14 protein-coding genes and 2 tRNA genes are annotated in these 21,139 nt (G+C 43.1%); 12 read left to right on the top strand and 4 right to left on the bottom strand.

Annotated elements, in window-relative coordinates; genetic code table 11:
• Positions 1-201 precede the first annotated feature (201 nt).
• Entirely contained in the window at positions 202-681 is a 480-nt protein-coding gene (locus JMW39_RS12860; protein ID WP_201547161.1) for a hemerythrin domain-containing protein, read from the bottom strand.
• A 56-nt stretch (positions 682-737) separates the two neighbouring features.
• On the opposite strand from JMW39_RS12860, the gene JMW39_RS12865 reads away from it, so the two are divergent.
• A complete protein-coding gene (locus tag JMW39_RS12865; RefSeq protein WP_201547163.1) occupies positions 738-1,175 on the top strand; it encodes a CopD family protein in 438 nt (145 codons plus the stop codon).
• Positions 1,176-1,322: 147 nt separating this feature from the next.
• Here the strand turns inward: JMW39_RS12865 and JMW39_RS12870 are convergent.
• Positions 1,323-1,399: transfer RNA gene (locus JMW39_RS12870), tRNA-Asp, on the bottom strand.
• A gap of 64 nt (positions 1,400-1,463) precedes the next feature.
• Positions 1,464-1,539: transfer RNA gene (locus JMW39_RS12875), tRNA-Val, on the bottom strand.
• 409 nt (positions 1,540-1,948) lie between these two features.
• Between JMW39_RS12875 and JMW39_RS12880 the strand changes: the two genes are divergently transcribed.
• The 7 genes from JMW39_RS12880 (at position 1,949) to JMW39_RS12910 (ending at position 12,433) form a co-directional block, all read left to right on the top strand.
• On the top strand, positions 1,949-3,601 hold the full coding sequence (locus JMW39_RS12880; RefSeq protein WP_201547165.1) for a cardiolipin synthase: 1,653 nt from the start codon (positions 1,949-1,951) through the stop codon (positions 3,599-3,601).
• A gap of 141 nt (positions 3,602-3,742) precedes the next feature.
• Positions 3,743-5,239, top strand: a complete 1,497-nt coding sequence (locus JMW39_RS12885; RefSeq protein WP_201547167.1) for a tetratricopeptide repeat protein — start codon at positions 3,743-3,745, stop codon at positions 5,237-5,239.
• Between the two features lie 171 nt (positions 5,240-5,410).
• Positions 5,411-7,006: a 3-deoxy-D-manno-octulosonic acid transferase gene (locus JMW39_RS12890; protein WP_201547169.1), complete on the top strand. Its 1,596-nt coding sequence runs from the start codon at positions 5,411-5,413 to the stop codon at positions 7,004-7,006.
• A gap of 8 nt (positions 7,007-7,014) precedes the next feature.
• Positions 7,015-7,770, top strand: coding sequence for a 16S rRNA (uracil(1498)-N(3))-methyltransferase (locus tag JMW39_RS12895; protein WP_201547171.1), 756 nt, complete (start codon positions 7,015-7,017; stop codon positions 7,768-7,770).
• Between the two features lie 218 nt (positions 7,771-7,988).
• On the top strand, positions 7,989-9,131 hold the full coding sequence (locus tag JMW39_RS12900; protein WP_201547173.1) for a Fe(3+) ABC transporter substrate-binding protein: 1,143 nt from the start codon (positions 7,989-7,991) through the stop codon (positions 9,129-9,131).
• 97 nt (positions 9,132-9,228) lie between these two features.
• Entirely contained in the window at positions 9,229-10,911 is a 1,683-nt protein-coding gene (locus JMW39_RS12905; RefSeq protein ID WP_201547175.1) for an ABC transporter permease, read from the top strand.
• A gap of 97 nt (positions 10,912-11,008) precedes the next feature.
• Positions 11,009-12,433, top strand: a complete 1,425-nt coding sequence (locus tag JMW39_RS12910; protein ID WP_201547177.1) for an ABC transporter ATP-binding protein — start codon at positions 11,009-11,011, stop codon at positions 12,431-12,433.
• Positions 12,434-12,442: 9 nt separating this feature from the next.
• On the opposite strand, the gene JMW39_RS12915 is transcribed toward JMW39_RS12910, so the two are convergent.
• Positions 12,443-13,339, bottom strand: a complete 897-nt coding sequence (locus JMW39_RS12915; RefSeq protein ID WP_201547179.1) for a methyltransferase domain-containing protein — start codon at positions 13,337-13,339, stop codon at positions 12,443-12,445.
• A gap of 467 nt (positions 13,340-13,806) precedes the next feature.
• Between JMW39_RS12915 and JMW39_RS12920 the strand changes: the two genes are divergently transcribed.
• The 4 genes from JMW39_RS12920 to JMW39_RS12935 all read left to right on the top strand — a co-directional run bounded on the left by JMW39_RS12920 (position 13,807) and on the right by JMW39_RS12935 (position 20,926).
• Positions 13,807-15,459: an alpha/beta hydrolase family protein gene (locus JMW39_RS12920; protein ID WP_201547181.1), complete on the top strand. Its 1,653-nt coding sequence runs from the start codon at positions 13,807-13,809 to the stop codon at positions 15,457-15,459.
• A gap of 421 nt (positions 15,460-15,880) precedes the next feature.
• Positions 15,881-18,751: a DNA gyrase subunit A gene (gyrA, locus tag JMW39_RS12925; protein ID WP_201547183.1), complete on the top strand. Its 2,871-nt coding sequence runs from the start codon at positions 15,881-15,883 to the stop codon at positions 18,749-18,751.
• Positions 18,752-18,960: 209 nt separating this feature from the next.
• Positions 18,961-20,013, top strand: a complete 1,053-nt coding sequence (rarD, locus tag JMW39_RS12930) for an EamA family transporter RarD (RefSeq protein ID WP_201547185.1) — start codon at positions 18,961-18,963, stop codon at positions 20,011-20,013.
• A gap of 244 nt (positions 20,014-20,257) precedes the next feature.
• Positions 20,258-20,926: a glutathione S-transferase gene (locus JMW39_RS12935; RefSeq protein ID WP_201547186.1), complete on the top strand. Its 669-nt coding sequence runs from the start codon at positions 20,258-20,260 to the stop codon at positions 20,924-20,926.
• The last annotated feature ends 213 nt before the right edge of the window (positions 20,927-21,139 follow it).

Here is a 21,139-nt window from a genome sequence, read left to right on the forward strand (position 1 = left end):
GGTAAGATGTGTATAGTGTTTCATAACGTTCTGATATGTAGGAGTTGAAGTTTGAAATGCAACACGGCACATCTTACTCTTCAACTCATTCTTTTAAAACGTTGCACTTCTTATTTGAATCTAGGTACTTTTATTGTACCCCATAAGTTAATATAGCTTATGGGGTACTTTTATATATACAGTACTTAGATAATATTCACTCTAACGGCTCTCATCAGGGCGCTTAATGCTATCAGGGCTGGCTTCATAAACAGCATCTAATTCTGCTTCCGTCAGATATTTTTCTACCGTAGGGTATAACTCTCGCTCTTCAAATCGAATATGGTCGTATAATAGGCTGCCAAGCTCATGAACTTGTGCCACTGTGACATCTTTAGTGCCAGATTTTTGTGATTGTTCGACCGTATTCATCAGTTGATGTAATTGCTTATGCTGTCCATCAAGGGTTTCGAGTACTGACGCCACATCCGGTTGAGTAGCGCGGTACGGCTCTAAGGCATTAGCGATTAAGTTGTCTTCAATTTCGAAGTGATACTGCATGTCGTTAATATAGGAGGTAAGATTGTGCCAATGTTTGGCAGTTTCTTCGGGTTCATCCAAGCTTTCTTTCGCATGGCGAGACAGATTAAGCCCAAGATGATGCTGGCGTGACAGTGGTTGCAACTGATTGGTACGTTTCATAATTAAATACCTTAATGTTTCAAACGGTCATAATTAATTATTTGGAGTGATATTTTATGTTCAACTATCTACTAATCCTGCACCTACTTGGCGCAGCAATTTGGACAGGTGGTCATTTAATACTAGCACTAGTGGTGCTGCCAAAAGTGCTATCTTCACGTAATTTAGACGCATTGTTACAATTTGAGGGACAGTTTGAAAAAATCGGTATGCCAGCATTGGCCATTCAAATCATTACTGGTCTATGGATGGCACGTAGAATATTACCCAATGTGGGTATGTGGTTTGCCTTTGATAATGACATTAGCGTATTGATTGGTATGAAGCTGATATTATTATTGCTGACGGCTATGGTCGCTATGCATGCACGTTTTTGGGTAATACCACGCTTATCTGCCAACAACTTGAATGGGTTTGCCATTAATATTATTTTGGTGACGCTATTTTCAGTGGCATTCGTTGTGGTCGGTACTTTGTTCCGTACGGGATTTTAGTGAAAATTTTTTCTAGGTAAAATGATAATTTCTAAGTAGCAGCTAATAGCTTATAAAAATTAACAAGCACAAAAAAACCTCAAGTAAATGAATACTTGAGGTTGAAACTTTGTACTTAATAATATAATTAAAACTAAGTTTTAAATATGGCGCAGCGGACGGGACTCGAACCCGCGACCCCCGGCGTGACAGGCCGGTATTCTAACCAACTGAACTACCGCTGCTGAGGTCGTTTTAGTTTATTTAGCCACTTAGCTTACTACTTAAGCGTAATGCTATACTAAATAGTGGTGGGTGATGACGGATTCGAACCGCCGACATTCTGCGTGTAAGGCAGACGCTCTACCAACTGAGCTAATCACCCTGAGAACCGTTTTTAGGTTCTTAATGGAAGTCTCTTAAAAAAGAATTCCTGAAAGTTTTAACATTCAAAGTTGTCACCCTTTGAATAACTTTCAACAGAAGAGAACTAACTAAAGCCTCGCTCTGTGGGTGTGTATTATATACATTTACACATGGCTGTCAAATATTATTTCATATATTTTATCAGATACTGGTTAATAGTCTTCATTAACGGTCAAGTTAAGCAGTAAGTAGGGTAATTATTAGACGATGTAGCCACTACATAGTTGGCTATTGCGTGCTAGCTAAAAGCTACTATACTGATAATGCTTTTTGCATCTAGCTAACTAACAAAGCGTCTACTTAATAAGACAGTGGGCTAATAACTAATAAACTAATAAACAGATGAATGATTTGAGTGATATAGGTTCATGGAGGCGAGCATAGATAATTTTAATATACAGAGCTTTTCTATTGAAGACTACTTTACGACATGGTCGTTAGGAGACTTTGCGGGATTGGGTCTGATATTGCACGTGATTCTTATGATAGTCATGACACTGCGTATCGTCTCGGTACAGCGCAACATCGGGGTATCGATTGCTTGGGTTGCTGTGCTCTATACTTTGCCTGTGGTTGGTTTTATCGCTTACATACTCCTAGGTGAGCCAATGATTGGGCGGCGTTATCGTGCGCGCATGAATCAGGCGCGGCTACTGATGAATGATATGGCTAAGCGTGAGCAAATGGTTTTTGATGAAGGACAAGAGCTGCTGCCTGATAATTATCGCGGGGTCAGTAAAATAGGCACGCGCTGGACAGGGTTTGGGGTATTTCCCGACCATCAAATGCAATTGTTGACCACACCGAGTGCTATCTTTGGTCGGTTAATAGAAGATATTAATACCGCCCAGCGCATTATCCTGATGGAGTTTTATATTATTTATCCAAAAGGTCAGATACTCGAAGTCATGGACGCGTTGATGGCAGCGGTGCAGCGCGGTGTAGAGTGTCATATTTTGGCAGATAGTGTGGGGAGTTTTAGCTTTTTTAATAGCAAGCAACACCGTATGTTAGAAGAAGCTGGGGTTTTTGTGCATCAGTCGCTGCCGGTGGGTTTATTTAAGACTCTATTTAAGCGCTCAGATTTGCGTAATCACCGTAAAATCATCGTCATTGACGAACATATAGGCTATATCGGTAGCTTTAACTTGGTTGACCCAAAGTTTTTTAAACAAAATAAAAATGTGGGTCAATGGATTGATGTGGCAATACGCAGCACCAGCCAAGAGCCGATGAATATTGCCACGGCGATGGCGAAAGTGGTGGTCACCGATATTGGGGCGGAAAATAAAAACAATCTAGATGCACTCAATCATCGCGTGAATACCTATACCCGTAAGCTCTATGTCATGCACCCGACCATCAATGATATCAATAGCCGCGTCAAAGTGTTGGATGAGCTTAGCGACACTGATGAATCTCCCGAGATTGGCTCGACATCGATTGTGATACCGCGTATGCCAGTCGTCGAGGATGTGCTGGCACAGCTGATACCTTCAGCACCGCAAGTGACGGCGCATGTGATTTATAATACGTTGGTGACTGTGATTCATCGCGCCAATAAACGTATTCGCATTACCACGCCGTATTTTGTTCCTGATGAAGCTTTATCAGGAGCGCTGACTACCGCAGCCAAACGCGGGGTTGAGGTAACGATTATTGTCCCCGAAAAAGTGGATTCGTTTTTGGTGCAGCACGCCTCCCAAGCTTATTACCAAGAACTACTCGAAGCAGGGGTGACCATTGCTTTATTTAAAGGTGGGCTGCTACACGCTAAGACGGTGGTCATTGACGATGATTATTGTTTGTTTGGTACGGTAAATATTGATATGCGCAGTTTTTATTTAAATATGGAGGTCAGCTTAGCGATTTATACGCCACAGATGGTCGCTCAGGTTGCTGATTGTCAAGAGGTTTACTTGCAAAGCTGTCGTTTTTTAAGCTTAGAAGAATGGCAAGAGCGCCACGGGGCAGAGCGCTTGTTTGATAATGTGGTGCGCTTATTTAGTCCTTTATTGTAGCGCTTTTAATTTTAGGTTAAGGTAAACTACTTATTTTTATTATCATCTCATTTATATAATCACTTTTATTATTATTTGAAACATTATTATTTGAAATGTTGGTTTTTAAAACGCTCGATTTTTAAAGGATAGGCTTGCCTTATGTCTGCATCGCACTTAACGCCCCTTGATTATATCGCAGCAGGCTATTGGCAAGATTTCTTGGCTGGCCGTCCTGTCGCCGGCGGCATGGCTTATGAAGCTGAATTGCATCAATGTAAACTCGATGAATCGTTGGTAAGTTTACAGCGTATAGACACCTTGCTGTCGCAGATACGCCGTGACATGATAAAGTTGGGCACGTGGAATGAGACGGCGCTATTAATAGATGAGCGTTATCGTAATTTTATGGTGTTTTTGGCGTTTTATACAGGGCGCGTATTGGCACAGCAATGGCAATATGCGCCGCATTGGTTTGGTGATTTCGAGCTACGGAAGCGTTATCCTGCATTGCCACTGCTGACTGCTGACTTTTATCAACATATGGCAGTGGTTTATCGTGACGACATTGAAGCTACTGATAAGCCTAATGCGACTGCATCGCTCTTTTTCGCGTTAGAGCCGATAGGGTTGCGTCTGTTTGGTCATATTGATCGACCGTTTCAAGCGGTGCAAGGTGATCAAGTGGCAAGCGGACTATATCAAGCGGTTAGTGCAAGACTGCCAAACACCATTGATAACCATGGATTACCGGCATCTACGGCTATGGAGTCTGCCACTAAGCAAGGAGTTGAAACATTAGCGGCGCAACATAGCAGCCAAAGTATTCAGACAAATAGTGATGCTGTTAATAATACTTCTTCTTATAATGAGCTTCAAACAACATCTGAAATCTCTCAAACAGAGGCGCTATTAGCAAAAGCTAATTCATCAACGGCTTCATTAACTGTTCCATTAGAAGTCCCTTCAACAGAAACTGCGCCAGTAGAACCTTCACAAGCAACATTAAAAGAAGTAGCAGTAAAACCAACTATAAAACCAGCAGTAGAAGGATCGCCAACCCCAGAGCTTTTTACCCAATTGCTCATAGAGCTTGATGAAATAGAGGTGCCGCAAACCGCTGGCAAGACAGAATATGAGCAAGCCTGCAAAGTCTTGGATCAATTTGAGCAGCATATCGCTAAACAAAAGAAACCGCGCGCGCAAGTTATATTTTCAGAAAAGCATTTGGCAGCAAAGCAGCAAGCCCTAGCAAAATTGCAAGACGCTGCCGATGTAGGTAACAGTACGGCTATGCTACGTTTGTCTATGTATGAGCTACTTGGTGAAGGGATATACGCTGATAAACTGGCTGCTATGGAATCAGGGGTTGAATGGGTTAAGCAAGCAGCTAGCAAAAATGACAGTCGTGCTCAGCGTCTATTAAGTAAGCTGTACTATCAAGGGTTTGGCGTGCCACAAGATATGAATAATGGAAAATATTGGCTTGAACAAGCGGCCGAAAACGGGCACATAGAAGCGGCAAGCTTGGTCAGTCAGTGGCAGCAAGCACAAACGTTAATTAGCACACAAAAGCAAGAGCAGCATAGCTTAAAACGTTATCAGCTATTATTTGTAGTAATTATTGTTATCGCTATATTAATATTAATTATTGTCTAACCGTTTATTCTAAATTCTGGTTTTAAATTCTCGTTTCTAACAACGACTGCTTAAAAACTATTGTTTAGCATTAAATTCATGTAGAATTGGCGCGTTTTTTACCGTCATTTTTATTACCATTTTATAGCCCCATTTCCTATCGTCTGATCCATTACTAATCTGGTCTGCTTCATGCCATCTTCTGATAACTCTTTACCTTCTTTTGATAAATCGACTCAGCCACTGCAAAGCCGAGCCGTTTATAAGCCACCTGTTTATTATCAGATGACGATTGGTTTGCTAAAACCGTTATACCGCCTGCAGGTATGGCGTCGCTCGCATAAACGTGATAATTATCAGCAAGAGGTGGAGCAGCGTTTTGGTAAGCGCTATCCCGCGCCGCCCATGCTGGATACAAATATGAAGTCTAATACGGCGGATTATATATCTGCTGCAAAAGCTGACGAGAATGGCAAATATGGCAATGGCAAAAAAGTCATCTGGTGCCATGCGGTGTCTTTAGGGGAGACCAATACTGTCGCGCCTTTGCTCGACGCGCTATTAGCAAAAGGCTATCAGATATGGTTGACCAATACCACGCAGACAGGGTTTGCGCGTGGTGCCAGTCGTTTTACTGATGATATTGCTCAAGGTCGTTTGAGTCATAGCTACGTTCCTGTCGACAGTCCTGCGGTGATTGAGAGGTTTTTAGCGCATGTGCAACCGGTTGCGGCATTGTTTGTAGAAACAGAGCTTTGGGCGAATATCTTAACTAAATTGTCCGAGCATCATATCCCGAGTATCTTGGTCAATGGTCGGTTATCTGCTGCTTCTTTTAAAAGTTATCAAAAAATTGGCGCCGTTAGTGCCAGTATGATGAAAAACCTGAGTTTGATTATTGCGCAGGATAATGAATCGGCAAAACGCTTTCGGCAATTGGGCGCTCATAGTGCGCAAATACGCGTGGCAGGCTCGCTGAAATGGGTGATTAATACGCCTAAGCTCAATAGTAATGATGCCAAAAAAGTTGAAATAGCTAATGATGTCGAAGATTTAGGCATAGCAGGTCGCCCGATTTGGGTGGCAGCAAGCACGCATAGCGGCGAAGAAGATAGAGTATTATCATGGCAGCAGAAAATTCTGTCTAACCCTTTGTTAGCGGATACCTTGCTGATTATCGTGCCAAGACACCCAGAACGCTTCGATGAGGTCGCAGAACTGATTGAAACGTCAGGATTGGCAATGGCGCGACGTAGTGATTCTGCTGCAATAGGTGCAAATACCCAAGTTTATCTGGCTGATAGTATGGGTGAGTTGATGAAGTGGTATGCGCTTGCCGATGTGGCATTGGTAGGCGGCTCATTAGTGGATGTTGGCGGGCATAATCCCGTTGAGCCTGCAAGCGTAGCAACGCCGGTATTGATGGGTAGTTATACGCAATCTTGCCAAAGCGTGGTTGATAAGCTCGCTAGCGTCGGGGCGTTATATCAACCAAACAATGCATTTTATAGCGCTATTGGTACGGATGGGCAGCTATCTCAGCCACAAAAAATTGACAGTAATCTGCCATCTAGCGATGACGATAGTCTTATTTATCAGCAGCTGGAGTTTTGGCTCAGTCATTTAGCATTGGCAAAACAGGCAGGGCAAGCGGGTACAGAAATGACACAGCAGCAGCAAGCGGTATTGAATCGTCAGTTATCAATGATTGAAGATGTGATTCAGCAATACGCAAAACCATCTTTCAATCTAGAACTGAATCAAGACCTAAATCAAGAGCTGTTATAAGTGATGCTATGAACTGTATATTATTGCCAGCAGCTAACTTTCAACATGATACTGCGCACATCAATGATTTGGCGCAAATTGCCCATGTGAATAAAGTACTGAATGCCAAAGTAGACGATACGTTAAAAATTGGCCAACTTGGCGGCAAGCTCGGTAGCGCCATCATTGAAGATATCGCGCCCGACAGTATTCAGCTAGGGAATGTATATCTCACCAGTAATCCGCCACCTAAGCTTAATCTTACAGTAGTGCTGGCATTGCCACGGCCAAAAGTTTTACGCCGTCTAATCATGGATATGACCGCGCTTGGCGTCAACGATATTATCCTTATCAACAGTTACCGCACGCAAAAAAGCTATTGGCAAAGCCCGATGTTGGCTCGCCTTAACGAGTTTGTGTTAGAAGGACTGCAACAAGGCGTGGATACGGTTGCGCCGCGCATCAGTCTGCAAAAACGCTTTAAACCTTTTGTTGAAGATAAGCTTGCAAGCTTAATGACCAATCGTGGCATCGTTGCTCATCCTTATAGTGCGCTATCATTTGCGCAATATGTGCAACAGCAACTAGAAAATCTTGAATCACCTCATAACTCAGCACTGCCGAGCATGGTATTTATCGGTGCTGAAGGCGGCTGGATTGATTATGAGATTGACTTACTTGCCGAGCAAGGTTGCACGGCGGTCAATATCGGTGCGCGTATATTGCGCACCGAAGCGGCGGTTAATGTCATTTTGGGACAGTGGCTGCTAGAAGGTCAGAATTAAGCTCAGACAGATGAATATGACACTCATATTATTTTAAAAATTAAGGACATATTACTGGTATAGCAGGGCAAGATAAATGTATTGATAATTAATCTCATTTCGATTAGTATATTGTGTCTCAGACATTAATGTCTTATTAATCCCGCTATTCAATCATTTATTAATAACTTTAATGTTCTTTTATCTCACTTATCCGTAGCACCATTATGGGGAATGCCATGTCATTATCTGCTATCAGTGCAAATCTATCTTCTACTAAGCTTACTTTACCCGTTGCTGTATTTGGCATGATGTTGGGTCTTGCGGGCTGTAGTAATTCATCGACGCCAGAAGAAAGCGTGGATGCTGAAGCTACAACGACTGGGGCTGAGCAATCTGGCACGGCGCAAGAAGTGGCTGCAAATGATGGTGCAACGGCGGAAGGTGGGCAAACCGTTACTATTTACTCATCACGTAATGAGCAGTTGATTAAGCCGTTATTAGATAAATATACTGAAAAAACAGGCGTTAAAATTGAGCTGGTCACTGATAAAACCGGTCCATTGATGGCGCGCCTTCAAGCGGAAGGTAAAAACACCCCCGCTGATATGCTGTTAACCGTTGACGCGGGTAACTTATGGCAAGCAGCAGAGCAAGGCTTACTACAACCTGTGTCTTCTACTATCTTAGAAACTAACGTTCCTGCTAAATATCGTGATCCAAAAGGTCAGTGGACAGGTCTGTCATTACGTGCCCGTACTATCTTTTATGATCCAAGTAAAGTTGATGCTGCCCAGCTATCAACCTATGCTGATTTAGCCGATCCAAAATGGAAAGGCAAGCTTTGTCTGCGTTCATCAAAAGCCGTTTATAACCAATCATTGGTTGCAAGCATGATGGAAAATCTGGGCGAAGAAAAGACAGAACAAATCATTCGTGGTTGGGTAGCTAACTTAGCAACAGACGTCTTTAGTGATGATACCAGCATGTTAGAGGCGATTGCCGCTGGTCAGTGTGAAGTAGGTATCGCTAACAGCTATTATTATGGTCGCCTGCTTGATGAAAAACCAAACTTCCCAGTGAAGATATTTTGGGCAAACCAAGACAGCACTGGTACTCATGTAAACATCTCTGGCGCTGGGGTTATCGCTAACTCAGACAATCCAGATGGCGCGCTTAAATTGATGGAGTGGTTATCTTCTGATGAGGCGCAAGGTCTTTATGCCAGTTCTGATAAAGAGTATCCTGTAAAAGTAGGTATCGATGAGTCAGAGTTACTCAGATCTTGGGGTCCGTTTAAACAAGACAGTATCAGCGTACAGAAGTTTGGTGAGCTACAAACCCAAGCCATTCAAATGATGGATAAAGCGGGTTATAAATAACAGGCTGCAAGTAGATGAGCGGTTGGTTTTTAGCTATTAGATGTTTAGTCATCTAGCATCTAATAGCGTCATTATGCGTAAGACATGGTAACAACTTATGATAACAATGCCAGAAGCGTCTGTTAAGCAAGACAATACTGTCAATGAAGCTAATAACGACAACAATAGCCCGTCTATCAGTCAAGACCATGTCGTCCGCAAACGTATTATCTCAAAATCAGTCTTAGGACTGATTTCGTTGTTTATGCTCGTACCGATTTTAATCGTACTATTATCATGGACGCAGCCGGTCGCTGATATTTGGACGCATATGCGCCAATATGTGTTGCCGCAAGTGTTAGAAAATACTGTCATCTTATTGATGATGGTGACGCTGATTTCTGGCGTTATCGGTACCGCACTTGCTTGGGTGACCAGTATGTACCGCTTCCCTGGACAGCGGTTTTTTGCGTGGGCGCTGATGTTGCCACTAGCGATGCCAGCTTATGTCTTAGCATTTGTTACCGTCGGTATTGTTGACTTTAGTGGACCACTGCAAACGGCTTTAAGAGAGTTTGGTTTTACCACCGCTATCCCATCGGTGCGTAATGTCTGGGGCGCAGGTTTGGTCTTGTCATTGGCATTTTATCCCTATGTTTATTTGCTGGCACGCCAAGCGTTTTTATCACAAGGCAGGCGCGCGATTGAAGCGGGGCAGATGCTTGGCTTAAGTCGTAGTAGGGTGTTTTTTCGGCTGGCGTTACCACAGGCGCTACCGTGGGTCATTGGTGGTTTGCTACTTGCCAGCATGGAGACGCTTGCAGATTTTGGCGCAGTGTCGGTATTTAACGTCGATACTTTTACGACGGCAATTTATAAAGCCTGGTTTGGCTTCTTTAGTTTAACCACCGCCGCGCAGTTGGCCGCGCTATTAATCGGCGTGGTCTTTATCGTTGTCTTGTTTGAGCAGTATTGGCAAGCAAAGCGCGGTAGTACAGTAGCTCAAGGTAGCAGCCAACGTTTCGAAGCCAGTCAGCCTGCTAGGTGGGGCATGGCGTTACTTTGTACATTGGTATTTTTAGTGGCGTTTTTGATTCCTTTTTTGCAGCTGCTCTATTGGACTGCCTTAAATTTCCAGCAAGATTTTGATGCGCGTTATATTGATTTTGTCACTAATAGTCTTATGATTGCGAGCATGACCACCATATTTATCGCTTTTTTGGCGATTATTATTGCGTGGGTTAAGCGTCAATATCCGGATAAATCGACTAAGCTGATGAGTACCTTAGCCAATTTGGGTTATGTGGTGCCGGGTACGGTATTGGCAGTTGGGATATTTATTCCGATTGCGTGGCTTGATAATCAGCTGATAGCTTTTGGTATTACCTCAACGCAATTTTTATCTGGTAGTGTTATTGTGATGCTGCTAGCCTTATCGACGCGCTTTATGACGGTGAGCTTCCAGCCGGTCGATCGTCAGCTACAGCGCTTAACGGTCAATCAAGAAGCGGCTGCTAAATTACTCAGTGATAGCCCATATCAGCGCTGGCGGCAAGTGATGTTGCCTGTATTGAGCCCAGGGGTATTGACTGGGTTATTAATGGGCTTTGTCGAAGTCATGAAAGAGATGCCGATTACTTTAATGACGCGGCGGCAAGGCTGGGATACGTTGGCGGTACGGGTGTTTGAGATGACCAGTGAAGGCATGTGGGGACGCGCCGCATTGCCAAGTCTGTTGATTGTGTTGGTCGGTCTTATTCCTGTTTGGATATTGCTGCGTCAAAGCGATAAGCAAGGTTAAGCGCGTCTCTCATTAAAGAACAACATTAACAAAAGAGCCATATTTAAAACCGCGCTAATGATGGGTTTTATTCACTAATAGCTTACTGGTACTGTCTATGTATACTGACTTGATGAACGATTCAACCAATCCAGCAGCGCCTAAATCTGTCAGGGTTGGCGGCAAGCCAAGACCGGAGTATGTAAAAAAAACACCCGTCACGTTATTAACCAAAGCTCAGATAGCACAGCTTCAAGCTGATAAAAGCTTGCCTCTAAATACCTTACATCAAGGCGTTTCAAATCAAAGCATTCTAAATCAAGAAACAGCAGAACAAAGCAGCTTGCTAGATAACCATGCTATTAATGCATTTAGTAAGAACACTAGCGCTGATGATGCTTATTTTAGCGTTCAAGATTTAATCGTTGGTTATGATGATACGATAATCGTTAATGGCTTATCGCTTGATTTGCAACAAGGTGAAATCGGTTGCTTTTTAGGCTATAGCGGCTGCGGTAAAACCACCGCATTGAGAGCAATTGCAGGCTTAGAGCAGAGCCGTGGTGGCAAGATTCGCTTAAATAATCAGCGTTTAACGGAGCAGACAGCACGTACTACCTTTGCAGTCGCGCCAGCCAAGCGCGGTATGGGCATGGTGTTTCAGGATTATGCTTTATTTGGACATTTGAGCGTGGCAAAAAACATCGCTTTCGGCCTTAATAAATGGTCGGCTGCTGACAAAAAAGCTCGAGTTAAAGAGATGCTAGAGCTTGTCGAATTATCTGAACACGCGGATAAGCGTCCTAGCGAACTATCGGGTGGACAACAGCAGCGGGTAGCGTTGGCACGCGCATTAGCACCAAAACCCAAACTTTTGCTACTTGATGAACCGTTTTCTAACTTAGATGTGGTGCTACGTGAATCACTGGCGATGAACGTCCGTGATATCCTTAAACGCACCAATACTACTGCTATTTTGGTCACTCATGATCAAAACGAAGCCTTTGCTTTAGCTGATAAAGTCGGGGTGATGGATAAAGGTAAGTTGGTTCAATGGGCGACGCCAAGTGAGCTATATCATGAGCCGGTTAGTCCGTTTGTCGCTGAGTTTGTCGGCGAAGGGGCAATGATAGACGGTATCATCAAAGAAGGTCATGTCGAAACTGCGCTTGGCGATATTTATCGACGCATGGAAGTCTATGATGAGTCAGGGCAGCCGCAGTATTGCGAGTACGACTATCCTAATGGTACACCGATTAAGGTATTAGTACGTCCTGACGATATCATTCATGACGATGAGAGTACGCAGACCGCTTTAGTAGTCGGACGCGTATTTCGCGGGGCAAACTATCTCTATCGCTTGCAACTGGCTGACGGTCAAACCGTATTGTCGTTAGTTGCCAGCCATCATAACCATGAAATTGGTTCACAAATTGGTATCTTACCTATCCTAGAGCATGTGGTGGTGTTTGATGAAAAAGACATCAATGCCACCACATGGTCAGAGTATGATAGGTTTGAGCGCGTGGAAGAAATTAGATAGTTGTTATTCTTAAGCTTGGCGAGTGGCCAGTATATGTAAATAACGTCCAAGCCATTTATACGGCTCTAATTGTGAATAGCGCAGCTCCATGCGTATGACTGCTTCAGGATCATTATGACCACCCCGTTTCAACGGCGAATAATCATGAAATACGCGTAATCCACTGGCAAGTATCGTCTGATAATGATGAGACTCTAACCAAGACTCGACCTCTTCCTTCGCGACTGGATGATTGGGTGTGAGACTTTTTTTATTGTCCGCTTTATATTCAGTATTATCCAACAAGTTAAAGTTGCCCATAATAAGATTGCGATAATCAAAACTCGCCGGATTATAAAAGCACAGCGAGAGCGCGCCATTTTCGGTCAAGTGATTATCAAAAAAATCCATCACAGCGGCCGGTTCTGCCAACCATTCGAGCAGCGCATGACACATAATCAAATCAAATTTCTCTGTGTCACTTGCTAACTTTTCTTCAAGCTCTTGATACGGGCATACATGCCAAGTAATAGCCAGTTTTTCATTATTTTGATGGTTTTGATTGTTTTCACCGTTTTGTGCGGCGCTCGCTTGGGCTTTTTCTAACATATTGGCTGAGATATCATTGATCACCAGCGTATGCCCTTGAGTGGCGAGCTCAATCGCAATTTGCGCCAGCCCTGCGCCCACATCTAGGATACGTAACGGTCGCCCAAGCGTTTGGCTCATCTTTGTGCAATATGCAAAAATATCACGGCGCAGTACTGCCAGACGAATGTTACCCTTTAAGCCACCGTAAACCTTTTTTTCAAAGTGATTCGCAATCTCATCAAAGCTGCGGTCTGTGCGCGTATCGGGTTGGTTTATTGATGGTGTGATTGCTTGGTTCACTGGCTGGCTGGTTGCTTGGCTAATTTCCTGATTCATAATGCGCTCTGTTTGGTCTGGTTTTGGTTATCATAATGGCTATTATTTCGACCAATGATGGTGATAAAAGCTTAGCTATAGTAAAGAGTGATGTTATTAGAAGGTTAAATCATTAATAGACTATGTTTGATTGTATTTTATTGAGGGAGCTGTTCTTGCCTATCCTATAATAAAGGGAAGCGCTAAGCTAGGACGGTTTTTTGCGCGTAAAAGTGGTTGCTGTAGAATATTTGACATGGTTTTTTATGTCTTCTTTATTGGATTTTAGTGAGCTTTTAGCGTATAAATAGTAAGGTTTAAGCACTGATTCTTACTAAGCCATCTGACTTAAAAAGTCCATGTTAAGAATATTGTTTGAAAGATATCTGTTAAAAAACCTCTATTAAAAAGTATAACCTAGGTTCCACTTATCTATTGCCAAGGATTTTAGGCAATTTTTTGTTTTATTAATGCTAAGGATAGCAATCATGGTCTTACCCAATTCATCCATTATAAACAAACCCTCCATGAAGCGTGGTCTATTATCGCTCGCCATCGCCATTGCCATTGCCAGTAGCTTATTGCTTGTCGGTTGTGGTGATGATAATGAGCGTTTCGTTGAATCACCGTCGTCTTCTGCCAACGCTGAATTTATAAAAACTTTTACTGTCAACGATGTAAATAGCAGTTTTGGTCTTGGAAGTACCGCAACGCCTGTGGCTAAGTGCGGCGTTACCATAGAAAAAGTCAGCTATGATACCAAAGGTGCCGCCGATGAAGATACCAATGCCACGGCTGCATTGATGCTACCTACTGGCGACGCTGCTGAATGCCAAGGTGCTCGTCCGGTGTTATTGTACGCGCATGGTACGACGACTGATAAAGGCTATGACTTTGCCCAAGTGGGTAATATTAAAAATCCTGCGGTGGGGGAAGCAAACTTAATTGCCGCAAACTTTGCCGCACAAGGTTACATTGTCGTGGCACCCAACTATGCGGGCTATGATACCTCAAAACTTGATTACCATCCTTATTTGGTCGCTCAGCAGCAGTCAACCGACATGGTCGATGCCTTAGATAGCGCGCGCATTATTATCGAACGAAAAAAGCGCGCCAATGATGCCAACTACAGCAAAATTGATGATTCGGGTAAGCTGTTTATTGCGGGTTACTCGCAAGGTGGCTATGTCACTATGGCAACCGCTAGATTATTAGAGTCAAAAAAGAAATCAGTAACAGCGATTGCGCCATCATCGGGCCCTTATGCGTTGGCGGCTTTTGGTGATGAAATCTTTATGGGTAATGTCAATATTGGTGCATCGCGCTTTGCACCCTTGCTTGGTATTGGCTTACAGGCAAAATATGGCAATATTTATAACAAAAAATCAGATATTTTCTTAGATAAGTATGCGGACGCGCAGCTGCCTAGTAATACCTCATTTGGTGAGTTGGTCCAAGCAGGAAAACTGCCTAATAATGCTTTATTCCAAAAAAATCCTAGCGATCCAAGGCTGGCAGGTTTATCACAAGGTAAGCTGTTTTCTATTTTGGGTGGCTACGATGAGACCGACTATCTAATTAAAACGGATTTCCGTGCGGCTTACGTGGCTGATGCGCAAAAAAATCCTGATGGTTTAACGTTAGCCAATGGTAATAATTTACCGGCTGCCAATCCGCAAAATAACCTGCGTAAAGCATTAAAAGATAATGACTTACGTGGATATGTGCCTACTATGCCGACGTTTATTTGTGGTGGCAACCAAGATCCGACCGTTTATTTCGATACCAATACTGGTTCGATGGTAAAACTGCTACAAGCAGAAGTAGCCCAGAATCCTGCTAAGAAACTTAATATCACGGTTTTAGATGTGGATAAAGACAACAAAGCAGAGCGCCCAAATAAGCAGGACTTTGTCATGATTGGGCAGGCGTCAATGAATAAATGGGATGCGGTCGCTGTTAAAGACAGCGTGCAGACCAATTTTAGTAATAGCGTTAAGAAAATTAAGGATGATGCAGCCCCACAGGGCGGTGTAGCGTCGCTATTGGCGTTTTATACCAATTATCATGGCGGTTTGGTCAGTCCAGCCTGTACTGAGGCAACCCGCGAATTCTTTAATCAGGAATTTAAACCTGTTTAAAATGCTTTCTAACTAAGCATATAAGTAGTTTTAATCTCACTCGCAAAAAGAACTGTATCCCTCGGATGCGGTTTTTTTATGAAACAGCCTTTAGAAACAGCAAAGACAATGCTCTGTTGTTAAAGTCTTTTTTATCCTTATTGCTATATCCAAAAATCAACGCTAATGAGCTGTTTTGCTTGATTTTAATGGCATCTAGAACCCCCTAAATTAACAAATTTGTGCTAAAATAGCTTCTTTTAATTATTATTAAAACTATCGCCATTTCTCCTTTGTTTCGCACGCTTAACAGTGCTTTTTTATGGTTTATATATTGATAGTAGCGACGCGTTTATGTCGCTGTATTTTTGTATGACTCTGTGCATTATTAATGATAGCAATCGCGTAAATTTTAGGGAATGGAACCAGTGAGGGAGTGTATATGAGCGAGTCGGTCAGTCCTATTGGCATCGTCGAAGAATTAAAACAATCCTATTTGGATTATGCGATGAGCGTCATTGTATCGCGTGCGCTGCCTGATGTGCGCGATGGGTTCAAGCCTGTACATCGCCGTGTGATGTACGCTATGCACGTCTTGTCTAATGACTACAACAAGCCTTATAAGAAGTCGGCACGTGTGGTCGGTGATGTCATTGGTAAGTACCATCCCCATGGCGATAGTGCGGTATATGATGCGATTGTGCGGATGGCACAGGATTTTAGCTTGCGTTATCCGATGGTTGATGGTCAAGGTAACTTTGGCTCGATTGATGATGATCCACCGGCAGCGATGCGTTATACCGAAGTGCGTATGACCAAGCTGACCCACCAAATGCTCGCTGATTTAGATAAAGATACGGTCGATTGGGAAGACAACTATGATGGCTCTGAGCGTATGCCTAGCGTCATGCCAGCACGTGTTCCAAACCTACTAATCAACGGTGCAACGGGTATTGCCGTTGGTATGGCGACCAATATGGCGCCGCACAACCTAACTGAAGTGATTAATGCCTGTTTGGCTTATGCTGAAAATCCGCAAATATCTGCCGAAGAGTTGATGTCGTATATTTCAGGTCCTGATTTTCCTACTGGCGGTATCATCTACGGTCGCGCTGGCATCCAAGATGCCTATCGTACTGGTAAAGGTCGTTTACATATTCGCGGTCGCTATCATATTGAGCCAATGACTGACACTGGCGTCAACCGTGATCGTGAGCGCATTGTCTTCACTGAAGTACCTTATCAATCTAATAAAGCTAAGATGATTGAGCGTATTGCTGAATTGGTACGTGATAAAAAAATTGAAGGTATTAGTGAAATACGTGATGAGTCTGATAAAGACGGTATGCGTATCGCTATTGACTTGCGTCGCGGTGAAACGGCTGAAGTTATTGTTAATAACTTGTTTCTACAAACGCCACTTGAGTCTAGCTTTAGTATCAATATGGTCGCGCTTGATAATGGTCAGCCTAAGCTACTAACTTTACGTCAGTTGATTGCTGCCTTTGTCCGCCATCGTCAAGAAGTCGTTACGCGCCGTACGATATATGAGCTTAATAAAGCGCGCGTTCGTGGTCATTTACTTGAAGGCTTGACCGTTGCGTTGGCTAATATCGACGAGATTATTACGGCCATTAAAGCGTCTGCTAGTCGCGCTATGGCTCGTGAAAACTTACTCGATAATACATGGGGCTCAGGTAGTGTCGTCGCCATGCTAGAAGCTGCTGGTAGCCAGTCAGTACGACCTGACTATATCGAAGGCGAAGATCCAAAAGCACCGTTTGGCTTAATTAAAGACAGTGTCGCAGGCGAGGAGCGTTATCGCTTATCACTTGAGCAGGTCAATGCGATTTTGGACATGCAATTGCATCGTCTAACGGGTCTTGAGCAAGACAAGCTGACGGAAGAATATCAGGATCTATTACGTGAAATCGCTAATTTAGAGTCTATTCTTGGTGATTTTGATAAATTAATGACCATTATCTCTAATGAGATGATTGAGATTCGTGATAACTTCGGTGATGAACGCCGTACCGATATTGTTGATTCACGTACGGACTTTAGCCGTGAAGATTTGATTCCGGAGCAAACGGTTGTGATGACGGTTTCGCGTACTGGCTATGCTAAAACTCAGCCGATTGACGATTATGTCGCGCAAAAACGTGGTGGTAAAGGTAAGTCTGCAACGGCGATGAAAGAAGATGATGTGATTGATCATTTAGTGGTAACGTCTACGCACTCGACGGTACTGTGCTTCACCGATACGGGTCGTGTGTTTAGCTTACGCGGTTTTGAAGTGCCAATTGCCAGTCGCGGCGCGCGTGGTCGTCCATTAGTGAATTTAATTGGTCTAAATCCTGATGAAACCGTTACAACTATTTTGCCTATTCCAAAAATCGTAGAAGAGCTTTCAGTAAAAGGTGAGACTTCATTAACAGATGCCTTAGTAGATGGCAATGACAGCTTATCAGAAGATAATGATTTAGACGACAGCACGCAAGCAGAGCCGCCTTTTGTATTCTTCGCAACTGCCAATGGTACGGTGAAGCGTGTCGAGCTTAAGCAGTTTGCTAACATTCGCTCTAACGGTTTGATTGCCGTTGGTCTAGAAGAAGGCGATAAATTGGTCAGTGCTCGTATCACCGACGGTAGCCAAGAAGTGATGTTATTTGCTTCAAGCGGTAAAGCGATTCGTTTTGATGAAAATGATGCGCGCGCGATGGGTCGTACTGCAAAAGGCGTTCGTGGTATGCGTTTGGCGGCTGATGAGTTTATTAAATCATTGGTGGTTATCGAAGATGACGTACATGAGATTCTGATTGCTTGTGAAAATGGCTTTGGTAAACGTACTTTTATCGATGAATTCAATACGCAAAATCGTGGTGGTGGCGGTGTGATTGCTATCAAAACCAGTGAGCGTAATGGTGCGCTGGTTCGTGCTACCAAGGTTGACTCTACAGACGACATTATCTTAATCTCAGACAAAGGTACATTAGTGCGTACCCCAGTTGAGCATGTCGCTAGCTCTGGTCGTAATACGCAAGGAGTGACGCTGATTCGTCTATCAAAAGATGAGAAGCTGGTTGCTATGGCGCGTGTTGAGCACGAAGAAGGCGACGATGAGTTGATCGATGCCATGAGAGAAGATGGTACGTTTGCAGTAGAGGGTAAAGAGCAAATCGATATCGATGCCGAAACTGGCAACAGCGGGACGACCGATATCAATGATGTTATCGATATTGCTAATGATCATACGCTAGATGACGAAACATCGAATGATGCAGCAGATGAAAACACAGACGATAACGAGTAACTATCTCAGTTGTTAGCTTTTTAGTTTAGTTAGCAATGCTGCTCTAGAAAAAGCCTCTGACGATATCGTTGGAGGCTTTTTTTTGAGTGCTGTCTATTATAAAAGTCTAATTTTTAGCTTTTAACCTCCAAGTTTTAGCTTCTAACCTTTATAAAATGGTTATAAATTATAAATAATACCCACCAAGCGCTATTTTTAAGGCCGTTGTTATGCTTACGACCAATCAAACTTTTCAAGGAACTTTAGCAGCAGTATCATCCAGCTTTTTATTTTCACTGATGTTCTTGTTTGGGCTATTCATGTTGCCTTTAACGGGCACACAGGTGGCGTCATGGCGCGTGCTGATGATGTTATTGAGCTTGCTGATATTGGTCAGTTTTACTAAGCAATGGCAACACGTTTTTGATTATCTAAAAACCTTAAAAACCCCGAAAGAATGGCTTATTTTTATCTTACCAACACCGATTTTGGGCGGGCAGATTTGGCTGTTCATGTGGGGACCGGTCAATGGTTTTGGTCTTGATGTCACCTTGGGTTATTTTTTATTGCCGCTAGTAATGATAATACTGGGGCGCTTTTTTTATCATGAGCATATGAGCGCGCTACAGTGGGCCGCAGCATTATTTGCGGCACTGGGAATTGGCTATGATATTTTCCAATATGGGACGGTATCGTGGGTGACGTTATTTGTATGTTTGGGTTATCCGCCTTATTATCTGCTGCGGCGTAAGCTTGCCGTACCGCCGATTACTGGTTTGCTATCAGATTTAACTTTGCTGACGCCAGTAGTGCTTATCATGCTATATAGCAGTGGTGGATTTAGCGTAGCGGCAGAAAACATAAAATTTTGGTATTTATTGCCGCTACTTGGTGCTTTTAGTGCACTGGCGATGTCGCTGACTATGGTTGCCAGTAGTAAGCTGCCAGTGTCATTATTTGGTGCCCTAAGTTATGTAGAGCCGATGCTATTGTTTGTCTTATCTATCACGGTTTTAAACCAAAGCCTCGATGAAGGCGGCTCGTTATTTATGTACGGCATGATTACTTTGGCGTTATTTATCATGATTGGTGATAGTGTACTGGGTTATCTTCGTCGTCGCCGTGACAATCATTTGCATGGCTACCGCGAGCCACAAGTGGGCGGCTTTCCTCCGCGCCGCCGCTTGATAAACCGCCGCATAGACGGGGTACTAACAGCGCACCGTTTCCGTAAGATGCGTCGTTATCAAAAAAAGATGGATAGAATAAAGCATAAAATTTAAGCGTTGCACACTAAATAATACTTGCTGGTTAGGTAGGTTGATTTTAACTGGGTAAGCATGATTCTTTGCTATTACTCTACATAGTTTCTGTGTTAAAGAGGCTTCAATTGCGTTATTATCGACAGCAGTGCTGCCACGCTTAATAAAGTTTATTAATACAATCCGTGGTAGCAAGTATAAATGGTATTACTTATTCATCCGATAACTTTAATGATTTTAATAGCTTTAATAATTAGGACGGCCTATGTTACACCTTCATCATTTAGCAAACTCACGCTCGTTTCGTATTTTATGGTTACTAGAAGAACTTGGCGTCGATTATCAACTGACTTGCTATGAGCGCAATAAAGCCTACCGCGCACCTGACAGTTTAAAACAAATACATCCGCTCGGTCATGCGCCAATGTTGGAAGTAAATGACCGTGTGCTCATTGAGTCAGGATTTATCATTGAGTATTTGCTTAAGCATTATGATAATGAGAAAAAATTTAAGCCGGCCGATGACAATGAAGCGGCGTGGGAAGCGTACACGTTTTGGCTGCATTTCGCTGAAGCGTCAGTGATGCCGCCATTGGTCATGCGTTTGGTATTTACCAAAGTGGTTGAGCAGTCGCCGATGCTTATTAAACCTGTGAGCAAAAGCATTCGCAATCAAGTCGAAAAAAGCATGATTAGCAATAGTCTAGATGCCATATTGGCCATGATGGAGCAGCATCTACAAGACAATCATTGGTTTGCAGGCGCCGAATTTAGTGCTGCTGATATTCAAATGCATCTTGCCGTTGTCGGTGCCAATGCTGGTGCCGGTTTAGATAGTAGTAAATATGCCAATATTTTAAATTGGCTTAAACGCTGTGAAGAGCGCGATGCCTTTAAGCGTGCAGAAGAAAAAGGCGGTCGTTTAAAGTTTTAAACGCAGCGCATTTAATCGTTAATAAATGAATGATTTAATATTAAAATAAAAGGTTTTGTTTATTTATAAACAAAACCTTTTTTAGGACCTAGATTCAAATAAGAAGTGCAACGTTTTAAAAGAATGAGTTGAAGAGTAAGATGTGCCGTGTTGCATTTCAAACTTCAACTCCTACATATCAGAACGTTATGAAACACTATACACATCTTACCC

The organism is Psychrobacter immobilis (assembly GCF_904846175.1).
In the GTDB taxonomy this organism is placed as follows: domain Bacteria; phylum Pseudomonadota; class Gammaproteobacteria; order Pseudomonadales; family Moraxellaceae; genus Psychrobacter; species Psychrobacter immobilis_E.